An 18,526-nucleotide genomic window follows, 5' to 3' on the forward strand; every position below is an offset into this window, starting at 1 on the left:
CGCCCACTTCCCCTCCGCCCTCCGCCCTCCGCCCTCCGCCCTCCGCCCTCCACGGCAGGTTGCACGACGCCACGCATTAGCTCACGCGTTCGATTCAGGTTTACACTTGCCGCATGGCAACGCACCAGCTCCAGGGATCGCTCTTCGATCAGGGCGATGATGTGCGCCTGGGTCCGCTGGACGGGGTCCGCAGGACGGTCCTGGGCGACGGAGCATGGATCGATGTCCTGCCGGGCTGGCTCAGTGGCGCCGATGTGCTGTTCGAGCGGCTGGCGACGGACGTTCCGTGGAAGGCCGAGCGCCGGCAAATGTACGAACGGGTCGTGGACGTGCCGCGCCTGCTCGCCTTCTACGGCGCCGGCGAAGCCCTTCCGCACCCCGTTCTCGACGAGGCGCGACAAGCTCTCTCCGCGCATTACGCCGCCGAGCTCGGCGAGGCGTTCACGACGGCTGGGCTGTGCCTCTACCGCGATGGACGGGACAGTGTGGCCTGGCACGGCGACCGCATCGGCCGGGGTGCCCGCGAGGACACGATGGTCGCCATCCTCTCCGTGGGAGCGCCCCGAGACCTGCTGCTGCGCCCGCGCCGCGGTGGGGAGGCCGTCCGTCGCCCGCTCGGACACGGCGACCTGATCGTGATGGGCGGCTCCTGCCAGCGCACCTGGGAGCACGCCATTCCGAAGTCGACCCATGCCGCCGGAGGACGTATCAGCATCCAGTTCCGGCCCCGGGGAGTGCAGTGACGGTCGGTCCGCTGCGGGGCCCCGGCCCGCGACTGCGCGGCCACACCCTTCACGAAACCGCGTACCAGCGGGCCCCGTCGTACGGATAAGGGGCGGGGGGGCCGTATCCGTCTCCCCTCCTCGGCCTTGCCCCGGAAGGCCTGAAGAGGCCGACCGAAAGGGCCGTCCACGTGGGCCCACCGAACGAGCAAAATGCCCGGCGTGGCCGCAATGGGCGCATCTTGACATCCATTCGACCGGCTCTCTACGGTCCGCTCAAAGATCTTGTGCATGTCCCGTGCCGACCGCGCGCCGGATGTCACGGCCCACGACCGCCATCAGCGTCAACACCGGCGCGCATCCGCCGCATTCACGCCGGCCGCCGCCGGCCCGTCCACGACGAGCAGGACTCCCATGGCCTCACACCCGGACCCCGCCGCATCCTCAAAGAACGACGCGTTCCACCCCGACCTTCCCGACCGCGACTCGTCCCTTCCGCTCCGCGCCAGGCTGCATCACATCCGCGGTGATGCCCTGGACGACGGCACCGCGCAGACCGGCGGCATGCGGCGGTTCGCGGCGATCAGCGGAAGCTCCGTCGGATCGGAGCGGATCTGGATGGGGCAGACCCATGTCGCTCCGGAGACCGCGTCGTCGAATCACCACCACGGCGCCTCGGAGACGGCCATCCACGTCGTGAAGGGCCACCCGGAGTTCGTCTTCCTGGACGACTCCACCGGCAGCCCGGAGGAGATCCGCCTGCGTACCGCGCCCGGCGACTACATCTTCGTCCCGCCCTACGTCCCGCACCGCGAGGAGAATCCGAGCCCCGACGAGGAGGCGGTCGTGGTCATCGCGCGCAGCACCCAGGAAGCGATCGTCGTCAACCTGCCGGAGCTGTACGTGCTCGACGAGGAACCGCCCACCGAGAAGTGAGCGCTCAAGCACTGACTCGCCGGCGCTGCGGAGCTGCGTACGCGCCGGTGCCCGCTGTGGTCCGCAAGGGTGCGGCGTACTCGATCCGGCACTGGTCCTGCCGGCGCGGCAGGCCGCGGACCGGAACGGTTACCTCGCCGTCAGCGCGGTGACCAGTTCGTCCAGTGCGTTGAACCGACCGTCGAAGGCATCGGAGCGCGTCGGCGGATCGCCGCCCGGTCGTTGGACGTAGGCGGTCCGCATGCCTCGTGCCTGAGCTGCGCGAAGGTCCCAGGCGTGGGCGGCCACCATGAGCACGCGTTCCGGTGGGCAGCCGGCGGCATCGATGGCGAGTTGGTAGACCTCGGGCGCCGGCTTGTAGGCCTGGACGGCTTCGGCGGACAGGGCTTGGTGCCAGCGCAGCCCGGCATGTGCGGTGAGTCGCAGCAGAGCGGTGCGGCCGGCGTTGGAGAGCCCGAGCACGGGGAAGTGTCGCGCGAGCCGGTCGAGTCCGGCGACAGAATCGCCCCAGGCAGGCAAGCGCCGTCCCGCCGTGGCGAGCCGGGCGATGGCCGCCGGGTCGGTGAGTCCGGCACGGTCGGCCACCCGTTGAGCGGCCTCCGCGTCGATGACCTCGGTGTGGACGTACGCGCGGTGCCCTTGCCCGATGCGTTGCTCCTCGATCTCGCGATGCTGCTGCCAGATGGCGAGCAGCTCGTCGATTGACGCCTCGTCGGACGCGGGCAGCGCGTCGTGAATTGCTGACCGAAGTCCGCCGGGTTCGTCGACCAGTGTGCCGAGGACATCGAAGACGACGACCTCGATGTCGCGGATCTCGGCCATGCGCTCCCCTGTCCGTGATGGTCGTCACCAGCTCAACAGGTGACGACCTTGTCACCGCCAACGTCACCGGTCAAGATGGTGACGTGGATTTCGCCTTCGTGAGTGGCAACCCGGCCCTCGATCTGACCGGCACCGTGAGGTCTCGCCGGGACGATCCCCTCGACGCCCTGACCGGGCCCGCAGACCTTGAGCGGTGGGTGGCCCAATGCGACGCGCTCCCCGCCCCTGTGACCGCCGATGCCGACACCTTCGAGTCCGCGCTGTCCCTGCGAGAGGCGATCTACCGACTCGCTCTCGATCGCGTGCTCGCCCGGCCCTTCGATCCGGACAGCCTTGAGATCGTCAACGACACGGCCGCCGGGCCGGTGCCCACGATCAAGCTCAGTAACGCCGGGCAGCACCTGTCGGGAGACCTCCGGGCGGCCCTCTCCCACATAGCGAGAAGCGGCATCGCCGTGCTCGCCGATCCCGATGCCTGCCTCAAGGAGTGCGGTCGCGCCGACTGCACCCGCATCTATCTCGACCGCTCGCGCGGCGCCCGGCGCACCTGGTGCGGAATGGACGAGTGCGGCAACCGCATCAAGGCCGCGGCATATCGAGCTCGCAGACGCGCTTCGGCCACAGCCGAGGAGCGCCGGCCCGAGGGAACCATCTGACGCGTTCCCTGGGAACCACCTGACATCAAGGGTCGTACGAGCCCGTTCCGTCGGCAGCCGGCCCCCTCCCTCCGTCTCCCTCCCCGACAGCGGAGGCTCACGTCATCGAAGAACACCGGTAAGAGCAGCAGGACTGCAGTTGGCGCGCCCGATCGGGGGGCTGCCTGAATCCGCGGCGCCACGGGCGAGGCGCGCGGAGTGGGCTGTTGGGGTCGCTGCGGCTTCGAGAGATTTCGAGAGATGGAGACTCCACAACCGAATCCACACCTGGCTCCACAACTCCCCGCGTCGCGACGGAAACTCCCCGAATCGCACCGGACCTACGGCCCGTCTCGACCACGGCCCGCGACGGGCGCTGCTGCCTCCGGGACGGACGGAACGCGTCGGCGCGCAATTCAGCGTCTCCGCCCGAAGTCGGAGCCGCCTTCGCACGAGGCGTGGCCGCCGTCGACCTGCCCACGGCGGCAGTGCGCCGCCGATCCGGCCGGTACCCCTCCGTCAGCCCCGCAAAAGCACTGCTTCAGAATGTCCACTGTGCTCCTTTGCCGACGCCCCGAACCCCTTCTGACCTCCTCTGTCTCTTCCGTTCCCATCTGCCCTCTTCTGGCCTTCCCGGGGCCCGCGTTGGGCCGGCGCCGGGCCCGCGTATCCGAAGAATGTTGCGCCGCGGCTGCAACGTTCCCGTCACCGCACTCGTCTTGAAACTCAGTTAACTTTATTGATGAACGTTCCATCATCTGCGCCGCGCGAGCGGCTGCACCTCCTGAGACATGAGGCGATTCGTGGGAGACGGGCTGAAGGCCGATATAGGGTCGTTGCGCACGGGCGGCCGTGACTTCGACGGTGTCGGGAAGTCCTTCCAGTCGCTGGTCGACAAGCTCCAGAGCGGACTGACCGGGCTTGAGGGCCAGGACACCCCGCCCTGGGGCGACGATGACCTCGGGGAGAAGTTCGGTGTCGTCTACGAAGGCCTTCGGGACGGGATGTACGAGTCGATGGGTCACCTTGCGGCCAAGCTCCAGGAAGTTGGCGGCGGTTTGACGAACATGGCGAACAACCACGCGGCCGACGAGGACTTCAACGAATCCATGCTGAAGCAGCACGTGGCAAACGCTGAGGCCGAGGGTCAGATGATCGCCCGGCTCAAGAGCCCCAGCGTGTGAGCCACACCCGCCGAATCGGGAGCCGCGGGGCGATCGCACCCGCAGTGTCCCTGCCCCACCGGTGGACTTCGCGTCCACAGCACCACCCGCACCATGATCCGCACGTGAAAATCGGCCAGCACAGGAGAGCGCAGCCATGTCGTTGATGCTGCCGGACGCACTTGAGTGGGTCCTTGAAATGCTGGGGTTCAACTGGCCCACAGCTGACGAGGACAAGTTGATGGAGTCCGCCCAGCAGTGGCGCGATTTCGCGACCTCGCTGGAGGAACTCCAGCACGAGGGGGTCGTGGCGGCAGGCAACGTGATGTCGCAGAACTCCGGTGACTCCATCGACGGGTTCTCCACCACCTGGGACAAGTTCGCGGGGGGATCGGGCTACTTCGCCGACGCGCGCAGTGCCGCGAACGCCATCGCCATCGCTCTGGACGCGGCTGCCGGACTCGTCATCGGGATGAAAGTGGCGGTGATCGCCCAGCTGGCGATCCTTGCGGCGGAAATCATCGCGGCTCAAGCGGCGGCACCGTTCACCTTCGGACTGTCCGAAGTCGGCGCGGCCGCGGCGACGGTGGCCACCCGTGCGATCGTGCGGAAGATCATCAAGGAGGCCGCGCAGCAGGTCCTCGACGCGATCCTGGAGACGGTCAAGGAGCCCGCCGTCTCCGCGCTGCAGGCCATGATCTCGGATGTCATCGCGCAGTCCGTGAACATGAGCTTCGACGCCCAGAACGGTTTCGACGCAGGCCGCACCGTCAAGAAGGGCGCGGAAGAGGGCGTCAACGCCCTGGAGAACTCGGGCCAGACGTTCGCCGAGTCGCTGCGGGACGGCGCCGGCGCGAAGGCCGGGCACCATGCCCGTAATGGCATGGAGTCGGCGGCCGGGCACAACTCGGGGGGAGACTCCGACGGCGGATCCGACAGGAGCGGCGCGTCCGGCAGCACCAGCGAATCCGCGGGTGGCAGCTCGCCTTCCGGCTCGTCGGCGGGTGGCTCGTCCTCGTCATCGGGTTCCGACTCCACCGGCTCGCCCTCGGGCGGGTCCCCCTCGGGCAGCTCCGATTCAAGCGGATCGGATTCAAGCGGATCGGATTCGAGCGGATCGGATTCGAGCGGGTCCTCGTCCGGCCCCGGTGGCTCGACGGGTTCGACAGGCGGCGGGAACGGCGGTACGTCGACCACGAGCGCGGGGAGCGGCGGCGGCCCCTCCCACAGCGGCGGTGGATCTGACGGCGGTGCCGGGCCCTCGACGAACTCCGCGGGCGGTGCGCCCGATTCGTCCACCGGCGGCGACTCGGGATCCCCGGCCGGCGGCTCCAGCGAGGGAAACGCTCCGGCCGGCAGCCCCTCCGGACCGTCGCATGCCGATTCCCCGCCCCCGAACCAGCTGACGCCGTTCGACGCCGGGTACCACGATTCGCCGTCGGGCGCCGACGGCTCCGCGCCCTCCTCGCCTGACGGCACGCCCTCCTCTTCCGGGCCGGCGTCCGCCCCGGATTCCGCTGCCCCCGACTCGAACCCGTCCCCCGATGCGGGACCGTCTCCTGAGACCGGTCCTGCGGGTGGTTCCGGTTCGACGGCCGATTCCGGTCCGTCGACCGATTCCGGTTCGTCAACCGATTCCGGTTCGTCGACCGATTCCGGTTCGGGCCACTCCGCTGACGCGGGGCCCCGGCCCGACGCGGCCGGATCCCCGGACCCAGGTGCCCAGCCGGACGGCTCTCCTTCCCCGGACTCCGGTTCCCGGCCCGATGCGTCTCCCTCTCCGGACTCCGGTTCCCGGCCCGACGGGCCGTCGTCCCCGGAGCCAGGGGTACACGCGCAGACGGACACCCCTCAAGGGCCGTCCGCCGATTCGGGCGCACACCCCGACACGGCAAGTGGCCCGGACAGCCAGTCGCATCCTGACGCGACGAACACCCCGGACGGCCGGCCGAACTCGGACCCGTCCGCGGACCGGCCCACTCCCGAGGCGAACACCCCGGACGGATCGCCGTCCCCGGAAGGGGGTTCGCGGCCGGATCAGCCGTCGGCCCATGGGGACTCCGCACCGTCCCCGGACTCCGGTACGCACGAGGGTGGCCCCACACCGTCGCCGCAGCCCGCGCACGCCGACGGCACGCCTGGCGACGGAGCGCAGCACAGTACGCCCGATAACTCGGGTCCGGGCACGCATCAGGTGCCCCACCAGTCGTCGCCCGAAGGTTCGCCCTCGCCGTCGTCTCCCGAAGGTTCGCCCTCTTCGTCGTCGCCCGATCCGGGTGGCCAGCAGCCGGGCACGAACTCTTCGCCGTCCTCGCCCGCACCGGACCAGGCCCCGGCACCGGGGGCGGATTCCTCGCCCCCCGCACCGCAGGGCGACCACAGCGGCGACCACAACAGCAACGACGGCTCCACCAGCGGTGGAGGCCGGGCCGGCATGCCGACAGGCGGCATGCCGCATACGGCCGGGGCGAGTTCCTCGTCTTCGTCGTCGAACGGCAACACGGGGCAGCACATCCCCCACCCGGCGGACGGTGACGGACCCGTCACCATGGAGACGGAGAGCGCGACCGCAGTCGCCCCGCCCCCGACCGGCATTCCGCACACCGCTCAGCAGGGCGGCGGCGACCCGTCCACGCCGTCCACCTCATCCGGTGCCTCGGGCCCACAGGCCGGCGCACCGATGGGCGGCGCCCCGCACATGGCCGCGCCTGCCGCACCGGCCGGCGCACCGTCGGCACCGCCGCGCACCACGCCGTCCGGCAACAGCGCCCCGCCGCGCGGTACTCCCGGCACTCCCGGTCGCGATCCCCGTACGGCGCCGCAGGGTTACCAGCGCCCCGCCGACAGCGGCCGGCCGTCCACTCCCCGTCCCCGGGGCCCGCAGCCCGATCAGTCCCGCCCCGACCAGCCCCGTGCCGACCGGCCGCGCAACGACCAGCCGCGTGTTGATCCGCGTGTTGACCCGCAACGCGGCAACCAGCCGAGCGGCGAAGCGCCTCCCCGCCAGGCGCCTCCCGGGGCCGACGCGCCGGACCACAACACCCCCCACCAGACCACGTCGCCGTCGCCGTCGCCGTCGCCGGAGCAGAACACTCCCCACCAGGCCGCTCCAGAACAGAACGTCCAGGACCACGGCACGACGGAACAGGCAACACCGAACCAGTCCACACCGGAGCAGTCCGCGCCGGACCAGTCCACGCCAGAGCAGAATGCGCCGGACCAGTCCACGCCAGAGCAGAATGCGCCGGACCAGTCCACGCCAGAGCAGAATGCGCCGGACGAGTCCACGCCGGAGCAGAGCGCTCCGGAGCAGAACACCCCGGACCCCTCTCCCGATTCGGACGGCTCTCCCGATTCCGCCCAGACGCCGGACCCGGATCAGACACCGGATGCGGCCAAGGACCAGTCCCCGGACCAGGACGACACCGCGCCGGACAAGGACCAGACGCCGGACGACCACTCCCCGGATCAGCAGCAGGACACCGGCGATCCGGACTCCGACAAGCCCCACGCGGACGAGAATCAGCCGGACCAGTCGGACCAGGCGTCGGATCAGAAGGACCAGCAGGACAACCCTCCGTCCGACGGTCCCCCTTCCGATGAACCCGATGGGTCGGATGGGTCGGATGGGCCCGATAAGTCCGACTCTCCGGACGCGGACACGGACTCGAACGCGGACGCGGACGCGGATGCCGACACGACTTCCGACGACTCGACCCCGGATCCCGACCCGGATGCCGACCCGGACGCTGACCCTGACGGCGATTCCGACACGCACTCGGAGGACGGCGCCGCGGCGGAGGACAACCGCCCGAGTCTCGACGAGGTACGGTCCGGGATCCAGGACGCGCCCGGCGGCCTGCTGCCGCCCGACCCCGCCGACCAGCAGGCCCTCGAGAACGCCGTCCCACGGAACGACGACGGCTCGCCCCAGAGGTTCCCCGACCCGAACGAGGGCTGGGCGCAGTTGCAGAACGACGGCGGCTCGAACGAGCCAGGCCGTTCCAACAACTGTGCAGACTGCAGCCGTTCGTTCCTCGAAACGTGGTACGGCAACCCGCAGGTCTCCGCACCGCGTACGCATGACCTCAACCCGGACGGCAGTCTGGACCGCTGGACGCCGGAGAACGCGGCCAACGAGAACATCATCGACTGGTCGGGTGCTCCGCACACGTATGCGGGCACCAGCCCCGACGGTCACGCCGCGATCGCGCAGGACCTCCTCAACGCGGGCCCCGGATCCTCCGCGATCGTCCAGGTCAACTGGGCGGACGGTGGTGGTCACGCCTTCAACGCCGTCAACCACAACGGCAAGGTCGTCTGGGTGGACACCCAGAGCGGTGAGGTGAGCGACCAGCCCATCAACACCGAAGGCGCCGACCACGTCTTCTACATCCCGATGGACGCCGACCGGAACCCGCTGTACCCGCCTCAGGACAGCGCGTCCGACGCCGACGGGTCGGACAACTCCCAGGACGACGCGTCGCAGTACTCGGACGATTCAGATCAGTTCGGGGACGCCCCGGACGACGCGTCGGAATACTCCGACGATTCACATCAGTCCGGCGACGCCCCGGACGACGCCTCGCAGTACTCAGATCACGACCAGAACGACCCGACCGACCAGAGCGACCAGAGCGACCAGCCCGAGCAGAACGCGCAGGGCGACCCCTCCCATGGCGGCCCGGAGGCGACCTCGGACGCTCACGATCCGTCCGCACCGTCGGCCGATGGCAAGCCGGACGAAGGCCGTGCCGACAACGCTCAGCCGGAAGGCCGTCCGGACAACAAGCCGGACAACAAGCCGGACAACGGTCCCGACACCGGGCCGGACAACGGCAAGCCCGACGGCGCCCCGGCGGACTCCACCGGCAATTCCTCCAGCAACTCCCCGGGTGATTCCACAGCCGACGCCGCGCCCGACTCCGCGAACGACTCCCCGAGTGAGTCCAAGGGTGACGGCACCTCCGCCGACCCCACGCCCGATGCCGCCGCCGACAGCTCCGCCGGACACGGACAGGACCCCACCCCGGACGCTCACCCCACCCCGGATCAAGCCTCCACCCCGGACCAGAATTCCACCCCGAACCAAAGCCCCACCCCCGATCAGAGTTCCACCCCCGAAGGCCATAGCAGCCCGGAGGCGGACACGGGCCCGAACACGGGCACAGGCGCGGATACGAACACAGGCGCCGACAAGGGTGACCCGAGCGGGAAGCCGTCCACCTCGCTGGATTCCGACCCGGCTCCGTCCGGGCCGCCCGGTGGGCTGCCGCATTCCGGTACGGGCGATCAGGGACGCGGTCCTGATGGCGGTACGCGGGATCAGGGCAACAACGCACAGCAGCGCGACGGTGGTCCCGACACCACGGGCCAGAACACGCCGCCGTCGGCCCGCCCCGACACCGCGGCTCCCGACGCCGCCCGTCCCGCTCCGGCTCGTCCCGACACGTCCACTCCCGGGGGCGGCAGGCCGGACAGCCGGCCCGCCGCATCGTCGTCCGACACTCGCCCCGGGCGTCCGACACCGGACGCTCCGGGAGGAAAGAAGCGGAAGCTCGACGACGCGCCGGCGGACACCACACAGCAGGCCGGCCCCAGTGCTCCGCCCAAGAAGCCCCGTAACGAGCCGGACCACGAGCGCCTCGCCGCGCTGAACCTCAACAATCCGTCCTCGTCCTCCTCGTCCACGCCGCCCAAGGCGGACGACGACGCGATGGATGTCGACCATGACCAGAAGCCCTACTCCGATCCGCAGGACCGGGGCGACAGCGACACGTCAGAGCAGGAGAAGGACGGCGACCGCACCCTCGATGCGGAGTCGCGGGACTCCAAGGAATACGGGCTGCCGCCGGACCGGGTGCAGGGCGATCTCCGTGACCGCGTGGATGTGCACCGCGTTCCGCTCAGCAACGTGCAGGCGCATCTGGACCGTTGGGCGGACGACGGAAGTCTGGCCAACACCCTGCGGGAATCCACCGGTCACTCCAAGGACCCGGCCCACGCGGGACAGGGCCCGCGAGCCTTCACCGACAGCGACCTGAAGCAACGGCTGCCCGGCTTCGACAAGTTGGAGCGCGGCGAGAAGCTCGCGGTCGTCACCGCCATGGCACGGCTCAGCGTCGGGTTCCACGATCAGCACGGTGTGGGCAAGAACCCGGAGAGCATCGATCACCCCTACCGGAAGCCGGGTGAAGGCCCGGCGGCGGACGGCACGAAGGACAGTGTCGCCAAGAACTCCACCGGGTCCGTCGGTGTGGCGGCCCACCAGAAGTCCGGCGATGCCAAGATCGGCGGACCGAAGTCCACCGCGCAGGTCCCCGACAGTCTGCGCAGCAACACCCCGGACTTCACCGATCGCAACTACGCCGTGATCGAGGTCGAGGGGCCGCCTCCGGAGCGCGAGACGCACTACGTCACCGACTCGTCGGTGCCCGCAGGCCCGAAGGGGCTGACGCCCCGGCATTCCGAGAAGCACCTCGCGGACTGGATGGACCGGGTCAACAAGGGCGACACGAAGTACACGCCGAAGGCCGTCTATACCGAACGTGAGCCGTGCGGTGAGGGCGGGGGGCACGCGAGGTGCTCCAAGGTCCTGCAGGACAAGGTGTTCGGGAACACCGCGGACTCGAAGGTCTACTACAGCACCACGTACCGGACCGACCCCGAGGACGTCGCCGCGAAGAAGGCCATCGACAGGGAGAAGGCCGCCGAGAAGAAGGCATTCAAGGGCAAGTCCGCGGACGATGTCCGGGCCGCTCTGGAGGCCCGCCATTACAAGGGTGACGTGAGCGCTCTGAGCGACGCCGAGGCGCGCAAGGAGCTCGGCAAGCGGCTCGACTCCGAATACAAGAAGCGCAAGGACGAGACCACGTCGGACAAGAAGCACGCGATGGTCGCGGAGATGGACCGGCACATGGCGAATCTGGACCGGACGTGGCAGAAGATGCAGCCGAGCCTTCTGTGACCGGCAGGGGATGATGCGGTCGTGCCGGTGGTGCCGTCCTCGGGGGCGGCACCACCGGGTCACCGCGCGTTCCGGGGTGGAGACGCCGCGCCCCGGTGACCGTGGCGGCGCCGCCGGGGCCGGTGTGCCGTCGTCAGACGGGGAGCGCGCCCCGGAACCGCCCGTGGCCGACGTCCGGGTCCGTCACAGCCAGCCACCCGTGTCCCACTTTGTCCAGCACCGCGACGGTCGTCGGCTGGATGGAGAGGGCCGACGCCACCTCCTCCGGGTCACGGACACCATCGGCGTAGGCCTCCGCCTCCTCCGGGTCGTACATCTCGTCGTCCTCGTCGAGCACCAGGTCCCGCTCGAACTCCAGCGGCTCGCCCTCCCATTGGGGGTCTCCGTAGGTGCTGTAGCCGCGGGTGACCCGCCCGTTCTCCCAGACCGACCACACCCACGACCCGTTGTATTCGTCCACGACGTAGAAGTGAGCTTCCCGGCAATGCGTGCTGAGCTTCTCGACGGCCTGCGCCCAGTTCTCATTGACGTAGTCCGTGCCGTAAAGGAGTCGCCAGCCCTCGAATTCCGGGCTGATGAAGACGCGGTACGCCGTGGTCTCGCTGCCGTCGGAGGCTTCCTCGGTGAGGGAGTTCTCATGGTCGACGGCGGCGGAGACGCCCATGGCGGTCGTCACGGGCCGCGCGTCGTGCAGTTCCAGGGCGGCGAGGATCGCCGTGACGTCCGCTCCCGGCACCGCGATCCAGGCGTGGATCGGAAGATCGTCGGGTGCCTCGTCGGGCAGCTTGACCCGAACCAGCCGCTCCACGGCCGCCCGGTCGGCGGGGCTCAGGGCGTCGGCGCCGCCGGTGTCCGCGAGCACGCGCAGCGCCGTCGCGCGGAACTGCCCGGGGCCTTCGACGCGTACCTTCCGCAGGGCTGCCAGACCGGGCTCGCCAAGCCGCTCGACGCAGGACTCGGCGGCCGAGCGGGCCGTCCCGATCGGCTCCCGCAACAGGGGCAGCAGATGGCCGACGGCCGGCGCCCCGAGGGCGACCAGCCTTTCCGACGCTTCCCGGCGGTCGGCCCGTTCCGTGGCAGCCAGTTGACGCACCAGCGCGGCGATGTCCTCAGTCATGTGAGCGACCCTAGACGACGGAAAAGTCCGAAGTCCCACCCGATCCGTCGGTGCAGTACGGTCGGAACGTGGCAGCGGCACGCTCCGCGCCGTGGTGGGAAGGGCGCCGCTTTCCGCCGTCTTCCGTCTACCGATTCCCCTGCCGCATCCGCGCATCGACGTGAAATGAAGGAGCTCCCATGAGTTCGGAAAACTCTCCGGCGAACCCCCAGAATGTGCCGGCGAGCCCCGAAGAGGCGCTGGAACTGGTCCGCGGCGCATTCGGTCAGCCGCATTCCGCCGATGGCACTCCCGCGCCGTTGCAGGTCCGGGAATTCGACCTGGGATATTTGGTGTATGCGGTGTTCGCCAAGCCCGTCGACAAGCAGGGCAGGCCGGTTCCGGCACCGCCGGGCGGGAGTTCGTTCGTGGTGGCCAAGGACACCGGCCAGATCTCGACCCTCCCCAACTACCCTCCGGACCAGGCCATCGCCCTCTACCGCAAGCAGAACGGTCCGACGGCCGCACCGGAGGCGTAGCGCAGAGCGCAGAGACGTAGCCCGGCCCCCCTCAGGTACGGCGGAGCGCCGGGAGGCTTGGGCGGCGAGGGCCGGGCCCGGAGGCGCCCTTGCGGACACCGGCCGGCCGCGTACGTCGTGCGGCGGCCGGGGGACGTCCCAGACGCCCCCAAGTTGAGCCCCTGGTTGAGCCCCTAGTTGAGCCCCCTGAGGGGAACGGTGCTCTTCCGGGCCCTCTTCACGGCTCTTCCGGTCTCATCCCGACTCACCGGCCCCTTCCTTCACCGTTTGCTGCCCCTGGTCAGCAGGCCGTGCTGGAACGCGGGCAGGTCCTGGTCGGCCGCCCAGGAGGCGAGGAGGCGCAGGCCGTCGTGGGTGCGGGTGCCGACCTCCGCGGTCCGGACGACCAGCTGCTGGTCGGCGTCGGTGCTGGCGGTGAGCGTGTCCCAGTCGAGGACGAATTCGCCGGCAACGGGGTGTTTGACGGTCTTGGTGCCGACCATGAGGGACGAGACGTGGTGGGCGGCCCACCACTTACGGAAGTGCGGGTCCGGCACGGACAGTTCGCCGACGAGGGCGCTGAAGCGCATGCCGTCCGGGTATTCGGCCGCTTCCATGCGCAACTGGGCCACGGCCGTGCGGGCCACGCCCTCCCAGTCGGCATCCAGGGTGCGCATCGCCGGATCGGAGAAAAGAATCCGGGTGTAGTTTCGCTTCTTTTCCGGGATCTCCGCGAAATTTGTGACGAGTGCGGACGCGAGTGAATTCCAGGCGAGAATGTCCATCCGGCGGCCCATGACAATGGCCGGGGTCGAGGTCAGTTCGTCGAGCAGGCGCTGCAGCTGCGGTTGCACCCTCTGCACGGGGCGTCGCCGCGGGCGGGCCGTGCTCTTTCCGGCGAGTTGGAACAAGCAGTCGCGCTGGTCGTCGTCCAAGTGGAGTACCTGGGCCACGGTGGCCAGGACCGGGGTGGATGCCTGAATGCGGCCCTGTTCCACGCGGGTGCAGTAGTCGGTGCTGATGGCGGCGAGCTGGGCGAGCTCCTCGCGGCGCAGGCCCTTGACCCGCCGCGGGCCGGCGGACTCCGGCAGGCCCACCGTGCGGGGGCTGAGCTCGGAGCGCCGCTGCTTGAGAAACTCGCCCAGCTCGTTCAAAGGTGCGGTGCGGGTCACGGTGGTGGTCTCGGGGGCCCACATCAGGCCGGTGATCCCGCCGACCAGCGAGACGGCGGCCATGAAGGCCATGGACCAGCCGAGACCCAGGTGGGTCAGGGAGAGCGGGAGCAGGAAGGCCACACGGTGGCGAGCCAGGTCGGCAGCCGATGTTCGTTTGGCCGGGAAGCGTCCCGACCGGAAGCGCCGCCGGTAGGAAACGCGCGTGCCGGCAGGCCGGTTCGCTGTCAGGGCGCCCTCAGTGTGCCCATGCCCCGGCGGGCATCTCCGGGGGCCCGGAGCGGCCCGGCATCGTCGCGTACCCCCGGTGAGAATTTAATTCAGTTGATTGACTTACGAAATGGGGTGGGATTGACTCGGGTTCACCAGCACGCACCGCTGAGCCGTGGAGGCCCGCCAGTGACCGATGTTCAGGACACGGAGTCGTTGAGCTATCCCCTCGCCCCTCCGGCGGCGCTGGAGCCACCCGAGCAGTGGGCTCAGCTGCGGCAGCAGTGTCCGGTGGCGCGGGTGACGCTGCCGAGCGGTGACGAGGCCGCGCTGCTGACGCGCTACGCCGACGTGAAGAAGGCGCTGTCCGACCCGCGTCTGAGTCGTGAAGGGCTGGCCTCACCCGACGCCGCGCGCGTGGCCGCCGGGGACTCGGAGGGCATCTTCAGCAGCCCGATGGCCAAGGCGCTCAATGACGAGGGCCACGAGCGGTGGCGGCGCATGGTCGGCAAGTGGTTCACGGCCAAGCGGATGAAGGCGCTGCGGCCGGCCATGGAGGCCATGGCCGGCCAACTCATCGACGAGATGCAGGAACACGGCCGGCCGGCGGACCTGGTGACCCAGCTGGCCTTTCCCCTTCCGGTGTTCGTGATCTGCACCATGCTCGGTGTGCCGCAGAGCGACCGGGACAGGTTCAAGGGCTGGTCCGACATGTTCTTGAACACGACCCGGTACACACGTGCCGAGACGGAGGCGGCGCACGGGGAGTTCGCCGCGTATATGTCCGGGCTGATCGCCGGCAAGCGCGCACAGCCGGGGGACGACCTCCTCAGCCTGCTCATGGCGGGCGCCGACGCCGAGGGCGAGCCGATGTCCGAGGCCGGGCTCGTGGCCACCGGGCAGGCGCTGCTGCTCGCCGGGCACGAGACCACCGCGGGCTTCCTCACCATGATGGTGGCGCACCTGCTGTCCGACCGTCGGCGCTGGGAGCGCCTGCTGGCCGATCGCTCGCTGATCCGCCTCGCCGTGGAGGAGGTGCTCCGCTTCGACCCGAACGGCAGCGGCTTCGGGATGCTCCGCTACGTACACGAGGACACCGAGCTCTCCGGCGGCTCGGTGCCTGCCGGCACCACCGTGGTGTGCAGCATGGCCGCGGCCAACCGTGACGAGAGCGCGTGGGAGGGGGCGGACGCCATGGACCTGGGCCGCACCCCCAATCCGCACCTCACCTTCGGTGCCGGTGCGCATTCCTGCCTCGGGCAGCCGCTGGCCCGCACCGAGCTGCAGGCCGTACTCACCGTGCTGCTGCGGCGGTTGCCCACCCTGGACCTCGGTGTCGCGCCCGGGGACCTGCGCCGCCAGGAGGGGCTGCTGACCACCCCGCTGCGCGAACTGCCGGTGATCTGGTGAGCGGCGGCAACGGGAAGACCGCACGGGCCGATCGCGTCGCGGGGACGCATGAGGCGATCATGTCGGCCGCGGAGCGGCTGTTCGCCGAGCACGGGCTCTCCGCCGTGTCGAACCGCCAGATCGGCGAGGCGGCGGGGCAGGGCAATGTCACCGCCGTCAGCTACCACTTCGGCGGCAAGGCCGGTCTGGTCCGCGCCATCATGATCAAGCACGGCGAGGCGGTCGACCGGGTCAGGCAGCGCTATCTGGACGCGATCGGCGACAGCCGGGACGTCCGGGACTGGGCCGACTGCCTGGTCCGCCCCATCCCGGAATACCTGGGCTCGCTCGGCGTCCCGTCCTGGCATGCCCGCTTCGCCGTCCAGGTCATGACCGACCCCATGATGCGCGCGATCGTCACCGACGAGGCCCTGGTCAGGACGACGCTGGCGCAGACCCTCGACGGTCTCGGCCGCTGCCTCCGGACGCTCTCGGCCCAAGTACGGGCCGAGCGCGGGGACATGGCCCGCCATCTGATCACCCACACCTGCGCGGAGAGGGAACGCGCCCTGGCCGACGGCAGTGCGCCGCTGCACACGTCGTGGGAGCGCACGGCCGACGCGCTCTCCGACGCCATCGTCGGCCTGCTCACCGCACCCGTCAGCGCCCCCCCCCCGCACCCGCCTGAGGAACACCGGCTCATGAAGATCACCGTGGACGAGGACCGGTGCTGCGGCGCCGGGCAGTGCGCACTGATCGCGCCGGAGGTGTTCGATCAGCGGGAGGAGGACGGCATCGTCATCCTGCTCGACGCAAGGCCACCCGAGGAGCAGCACCCGGCGGTCCGTGAATCCGCCGCCGTGTGCCCCGCCGGGGCCATCCGCCTGCGCGAGCACCCGTGAGCGGTCAGCCGGCGGCCAGTCCGCGGCACCCGACCGGACCGGGCACCGGATGTCGGGTCCGGCAGGGTGGGCCGTTCCTACGGTGAGGGTCGAAAGGGAAGGAGACCGGGGTGCTGGAGCGGCTCAACCAGGCCATGGAGCACATCGAGTGCCACCTCGATCAGCGGATCGAGGTGTCCGACCTGGCGCGGATCGCGGTGACGTCGGAGTACCACTTCCGGCGGCTGTTCTCCGCGCTGGCGGGGGTCCCGCTGTCGGAGTACATCCGGCGCAGGCGGCTGACGGTCGCGGGTGCCGAGGTGCTGGCCCGGGACCGGACGCTGCTGGAGATCGCGGTGCGCTACGGCTACGGCTCCGGCGAGGCGTTCGCGCGGGCGTTCCGTGGCATGCACGGTGTCGGTCCCGGTGAGGCCAGGCGGGTCGGGGCGAGCCTGCACTCCCAGCCACGGATGTCCTTCCGCCTCATCGTCGAAGGGAGTAGCAGCATGCGGTACAAGGTGGTCGAGAAGGACGCGTTCCGCGTGGTCGGCAGGAAGGCACGCGTGCCGCTCGTGCATGAAGGGGTGAACCCGGCCATCGCCGCCTTCATCAGGGGGATCGGGCAGGAAACGCTGAACCGCATCGAGGACCTGTCCGATCAGGAGCCGGCGGGGATCATCTCGGTGAGCGATCAGCTGGACGCGAGCCGGGCCGAAGGAACCGAACTCGACTACTACCACGGTGTGGTGACCGGAGCCGCGGTGCCCGCGGACATGGACGCGCTCGCCGTGCCGGCCGGGACGTGGGCCGTCTTCGAGAGCTCCGGACCGTTTCCGCGGACGCTGCAGTATCTGTGGCGGGACGTGTTCACGCAGTGGTTCCCCTCCAACCCGTACCAGAGCAGGCCGGGGCCCGAGATCCTGCGGACCCGGCTGTCGCAGGACGCGGAAACCGCGGAAGCGGAGCTGTGGATCCCGGTGGAGCGGACCGCGCTCTGAGCGGTGGCCCGGGGGCCTGCGTGCCGCCGCGTGCCGGGACGTTGCGCGACGTCCCGGCACGCGGCCACCCCCGGGCCCGCCGCCTGTGTGCCCGCCGGTAGGCTCACGCGGCGACGCCAGGTGTTGAGGGGGAACGGCTGTGCAGGGGCTGGGGCAGGGTGATCCGCCGCGGATCGGGGAGTACGTCACGCTTGCCCGGTTGGACCCGGTGAACGGGGTGCGTGCGGTGCCGGAGCGCCGTTATGTGGCGCGTAGCGCGGACGGGGCGCGGACCGTTGTGGTGAGCCTGCCCGTTCCGGGCGCCGACCCGGGCCGGTGGGCAGCCGAGGCGCAGTGGGCCGGCCGGCTGGCGCAGCCGGGGTTCTGGCCGGTCGCGCAGGTCGGTGGCACCGCGGCCTTTCCCTGGCACGCCTCGCCGTATCGTCCCGTTCTGCCGCTCCCTTCGGCCCTCGCCGCGCACGGTGGCCCGCTGCCCGAGGAGGCGGTGCGTGCCCTCGGCGCGGCACTGGCCGAGGCGTTGGCGTCGGCTCATGTCCTGGGCGTGGTGCACGGCGGGATCGCTCCGGCTTCCGTGCTGCTCACCGCGTACGGTCCGCTGCTGGGCTGCTTCGGGGCGGCGCGGGCCGCGGCGCCGGACGGCACGCCGCGGGCCGGGCTGCCCGGACTCGACGCGGCGTGCCTGGCGCCCGAGCAGGCCGGCGGCGGCCCGGTCGGTCCGGCCGGTGACGTGCACGCGCTGGGAGCGGTCCTGGCGTACGCGGCGACCGGGCACACCGTGCCGGAACGGGAGGAGATCCCGGCGACGCTGCGTTCGCTGATCGCGTCCTGTCTGTCCCGGGAGGCGGCGGCACGGCCCGAACCGGCGCGTGTGCTGGCAGAGTTGGCGCCCGGCGCGGCGTGGGGAGCGCAGGCCGCGGGGACGGAGCCGGTGTCGTTGCCGGGGCGCGTCGTCGCGGCACTGTCCGAGCAGGCGGCGGGCGCGCTCGCCATGGAACTTCCCGCAGAGGTGCGTTGAAC

General features: G+C 70.5%; 13 protein-coding genes and 1 pseudogene. 11 read left to right on the forward strand and 3 right to left on the reverse strand.

Features of this window, described 5'->3' with window-relative positions; translation table 11 throughout:
• The first annotated feature begins 113 nt into the window (after positions 1–113).
• Complete coding sequence (locus tag ACIRQ7_RS10490; RefSeq protein WP_404261519.1) at positions 114–743, forward strand: alpha-ketoglutarate-dependent dioxygenase AlkB; 630 nt, start codon at positions 114–116, stop codon at positions 741–743.
• Between the two features lie 393 nt (positions 744–1,136).
• Complete coding sequence (locus ACIRQ7_RS10495) at positions 1,137–1,658, forward strand: cupin domain-containing protein (protein WP_404261521.1); 522 nt, start codon at positions 1,137–1,139, stop codon at positions 1,656–1,658.
• Positions 1,659–1,787: 129 nt separating this feature from the next.
• Here ACIRQ7_RS10495 and ACIRQ7_RS10500 read toward each other — a convergent pair whose 3' ends face one another.
• Positions 1,788–2,480 carry a haloacid dehalogenase type II gene (locus ACIRQ7_RS10500; protein ID WP_404261522.1) on the reverse strand — a complete coding sequence of 231 codons (693 nt, stop codon included), beginning with the start codon at positions 2,478–2,480 and terminating at the stop codon, positions 1,788–1,790.
• A 17-nt stretch (positions 2,481–2,497) separates the two neighbouring features.
• Between ACIRQ7_RS10500 and ACIRQ7_RS10505 the strand changes: the two genes are divergently transcribed.
• From ACIRQ7_RS10505 to ACIRQ7_RS10515, 3 genes are all read left to right on the forward strand, one after another.
• Positions 2,498–3,136 carry a CGNR zinc finger domain-containing protein gene (locus ACIRQ7_RS10505; protein WP_404261524.1) on the forward strand — a complete coding sequence of 213 codons (639 nt, stop codon included), beginning with the start codon at positions 2,498–2,500 and terminating at the stop codon, positions 3,134–3,136.
• Positions 3,137–3,918: 782 nt separating this feature from the next.
• Complete coding sequence (locus ACIRQ7_RS10510) at positions 3,919–4,299, forward strand: hypothetical protein (RefSeq protein WP_404261525.1); 381 nt, start codon at positions 3,919–3,921, stop codon at positions 4,297–4,299.
• Between the two features lie 136 nt (positions 4,300–4,435).
• The gene (locus ACIRQ7_RS10515; RefSeq protein WP_404261527.1) at positions 4,436–11,245 is read left to right on the forward strand and encodes a toxin glutamine deamidase domain-containing protein; all 6,810 of its coding nucleotides are present in this window, start codon (positions 4,436–4,438) and stop codon (positions 11,243–11,245) included.
• A gap of 133 nt (positions 11,246–11,378) precedes the next feature.
• Here ACIRQ7_RS10515 and ACIRQ7_RS10520 read toward each other — a convergent pair whose 3' ends face one another.
• Positions 11,379–12,362 carry a hypothetical protein gene (locus ACIRQ7_RS10520; RefSeq protein ID WP_404261529.1) on the reverse strand — a complete coding sequence of 328 codons (984 nt, stop codon included), beginning with the start codon at positions 12,360–12,362 and terminating at the stop codon, positions 11,379–11,381.
• 179 nt (positions 12,363–12,541) lie between these two features.
• On the opposite strand from ACIRQ7_RS10520, the gene ACIRQ7_RS10525 reads away from it, so the two are divergent.
• Positions 12,542–12,880 (forward strand): hypothetical protein, encoded by a 339-nt coding sequence (locus ACIRQ7_RS10525; RefSeq protein WP_401466006.1) that lies wholly within the window; start codon positions 12,542–12,544, stop codon positions 12,878–12,880.
• Between the two features lie 260 nt (positions 12,881–13,140).
• On the opposite strand, the gene ACIRQ7_RS10530 is transcribed toward ACIRQ7_RS10525, so the two are convergent.
• Complete coding sequence (locus tag ACIRQ7_RS10530; protein ID WP_404262288.1) at positions 13,141–14,055, reverse strand: helix-turn-helix domain-containing protein; 915 nt, start codon at positions 14,053–14,055, stop codon at positions 13,141–13,143.
• 375 nt (positions 14,056–14,430) lie between these two features.
• Between ACIRQ7_RS10530 and ACIRQ7_RS10535 the strand changes: the two genes are divergently transcribed.
• The 5 genes and pseudogenes from ACIRQ7_RS10535 to ACIRQ7_RS10555 all read left to right on the forward strand — a co-directional run bounded on the left by ACIRQ7_RS10535 (position 14,431) and on the right by ACIRQ7_RS10555 (position 18,524).
• A complete protein-coding gene (locus tag ACIRQ7_RS10535; RefSeq protein ID WP_404261530.1) occupies positions 14,431–15,651 on the forward strand; it encodes a cytochrome P450 in 1,221 nt (406 codons plus the stop codon).
• 59 nt (positions 15,652–15,710) lie between these two features.
• A pseudogene (locus ACIRQ7_RS10540) lies at positions 15,711–15,791 on the forward strand (TetR family transcriptional regulator); the annotation flags it as partial.
• A gap of 540 nt (positions 15,792–16,331) precedes the next feature.
• Positions 16,332–16,532: a ferredoxin gene (locus ACIRQ7_RS10545; RefSeq protein ID WP_404262289.1), complete on the forward strand. Its 201-nt coding sequence runs from the start codon at positions 16,332–16,334 to the stop codon at positions 16,530–16,532.
• A gap of 110 nt (positions 16,533–16,642) precedes the next feature.
• Positions 16,643–17,509, forward strand: a complete 867-nt coding sequence (locus tag ACIRQ7_RS10550) for a GyrI-like domain-containing protein (RefSeq protein ID WP_404261532.1) — start codon at positions 16,643–16,645, stop codon at positions 17,507–17,509.
• Positions 17,510–17,717: 208 nt separating this feature from the next.
• Entirely contained in the window at positions 17,718–18,524 is an 807-nt protein-coding gene (locus tag ACIRQ7_RS10555) for a serine/threonine protein kinase (RefSeq protein WP_404262290.1), read from the forward strand.
• Positions 18,525–18,526 lie beyond the last annotated feature (2 nt).

Origin of the sequence: Streptomyces sp. NPDC101393 (genome assembly GCF_044767385.1) — a bacterium.
In the GTDB taxonomy this organism is placed as follows: Bacteria; Actinomycetota; Actinomycetes; order Streptomycetales; family Streptomycetaceae; genus Streptomyces.

What these genes read in the sequence shown, in the direction of transcription:
- ACIRQ7_RS10490 (WP_404261519.1), top strand. Translation starts at nt 114, where the DNA reads ATGGCAACGCACCAGCTCCAGGGATCGCTCTTCGATCAGGGCGATGAT.
- ACIRQ7_RS10495 (WP_404261521.1), top strand. Translation starts at nt 1,137, where the DNA reads ATGGCCTCACACCCGGACCCCGCCGCATCCTCAAAGAACGACGCGTTC.
- ACIRQ7_RS10500 (WP_404261522.1), bottom strand. Translation starts at nt 2,480, where the DNA reads ATGGCCGAGATCCGCGACATCGAGGTCGTCGTCTTCGATGTCCTCGGC.
- ACIRQ7_RS10505 (WP_404261524.1), top strand. Translation starts at nt 2,498, where the DNA reads ATGGTCGTCACCAGCTCAACAGGTGACGACCTTGTCACCGCCAACGTC.
- ACIRQ7_RS10515 (WP_404261527.1), top strand. Translation starts at nt 4,436, where the DNA reads ATGTCGTTGATGCTGCCGGACGCACTTGAGTGGGTCCTTGAAATGCTG.
- ACIRQ7_RS10520 (WP_404261529.1), bottom strand. Translation starts at nt 12,362, where the DNA reads ATGACTGAGGACATCGCCGCGCTGGTGCGTCAACTGGCTGCCACGGAA.
- ACIRQ7_RS10525 (WP_401466006.1), top strand. Translation starts at nt 12,542, where the DNA reads ATGAGTTCGGAAAACTCTCCGGCGAACCCCCAGAATGTGCCGGCGAGC.
- ACIRQ7_RS10530 (WP_404262288.1), bottom strand. Translation starts at nt 14,055, where the DNA reads ATGTGGGCCCCCGAGACCACCACCGTGACCCGCACCGCACCTTTGAAC.
- ACIRQ7_RS10545 (WP_404262289.1), top strand. Translation starts at nt 16,332, where the DNA reads ATGAAGATCACCGTGGACGAGGACCGGTGCTGCGGCGCCGGGCAGTGC.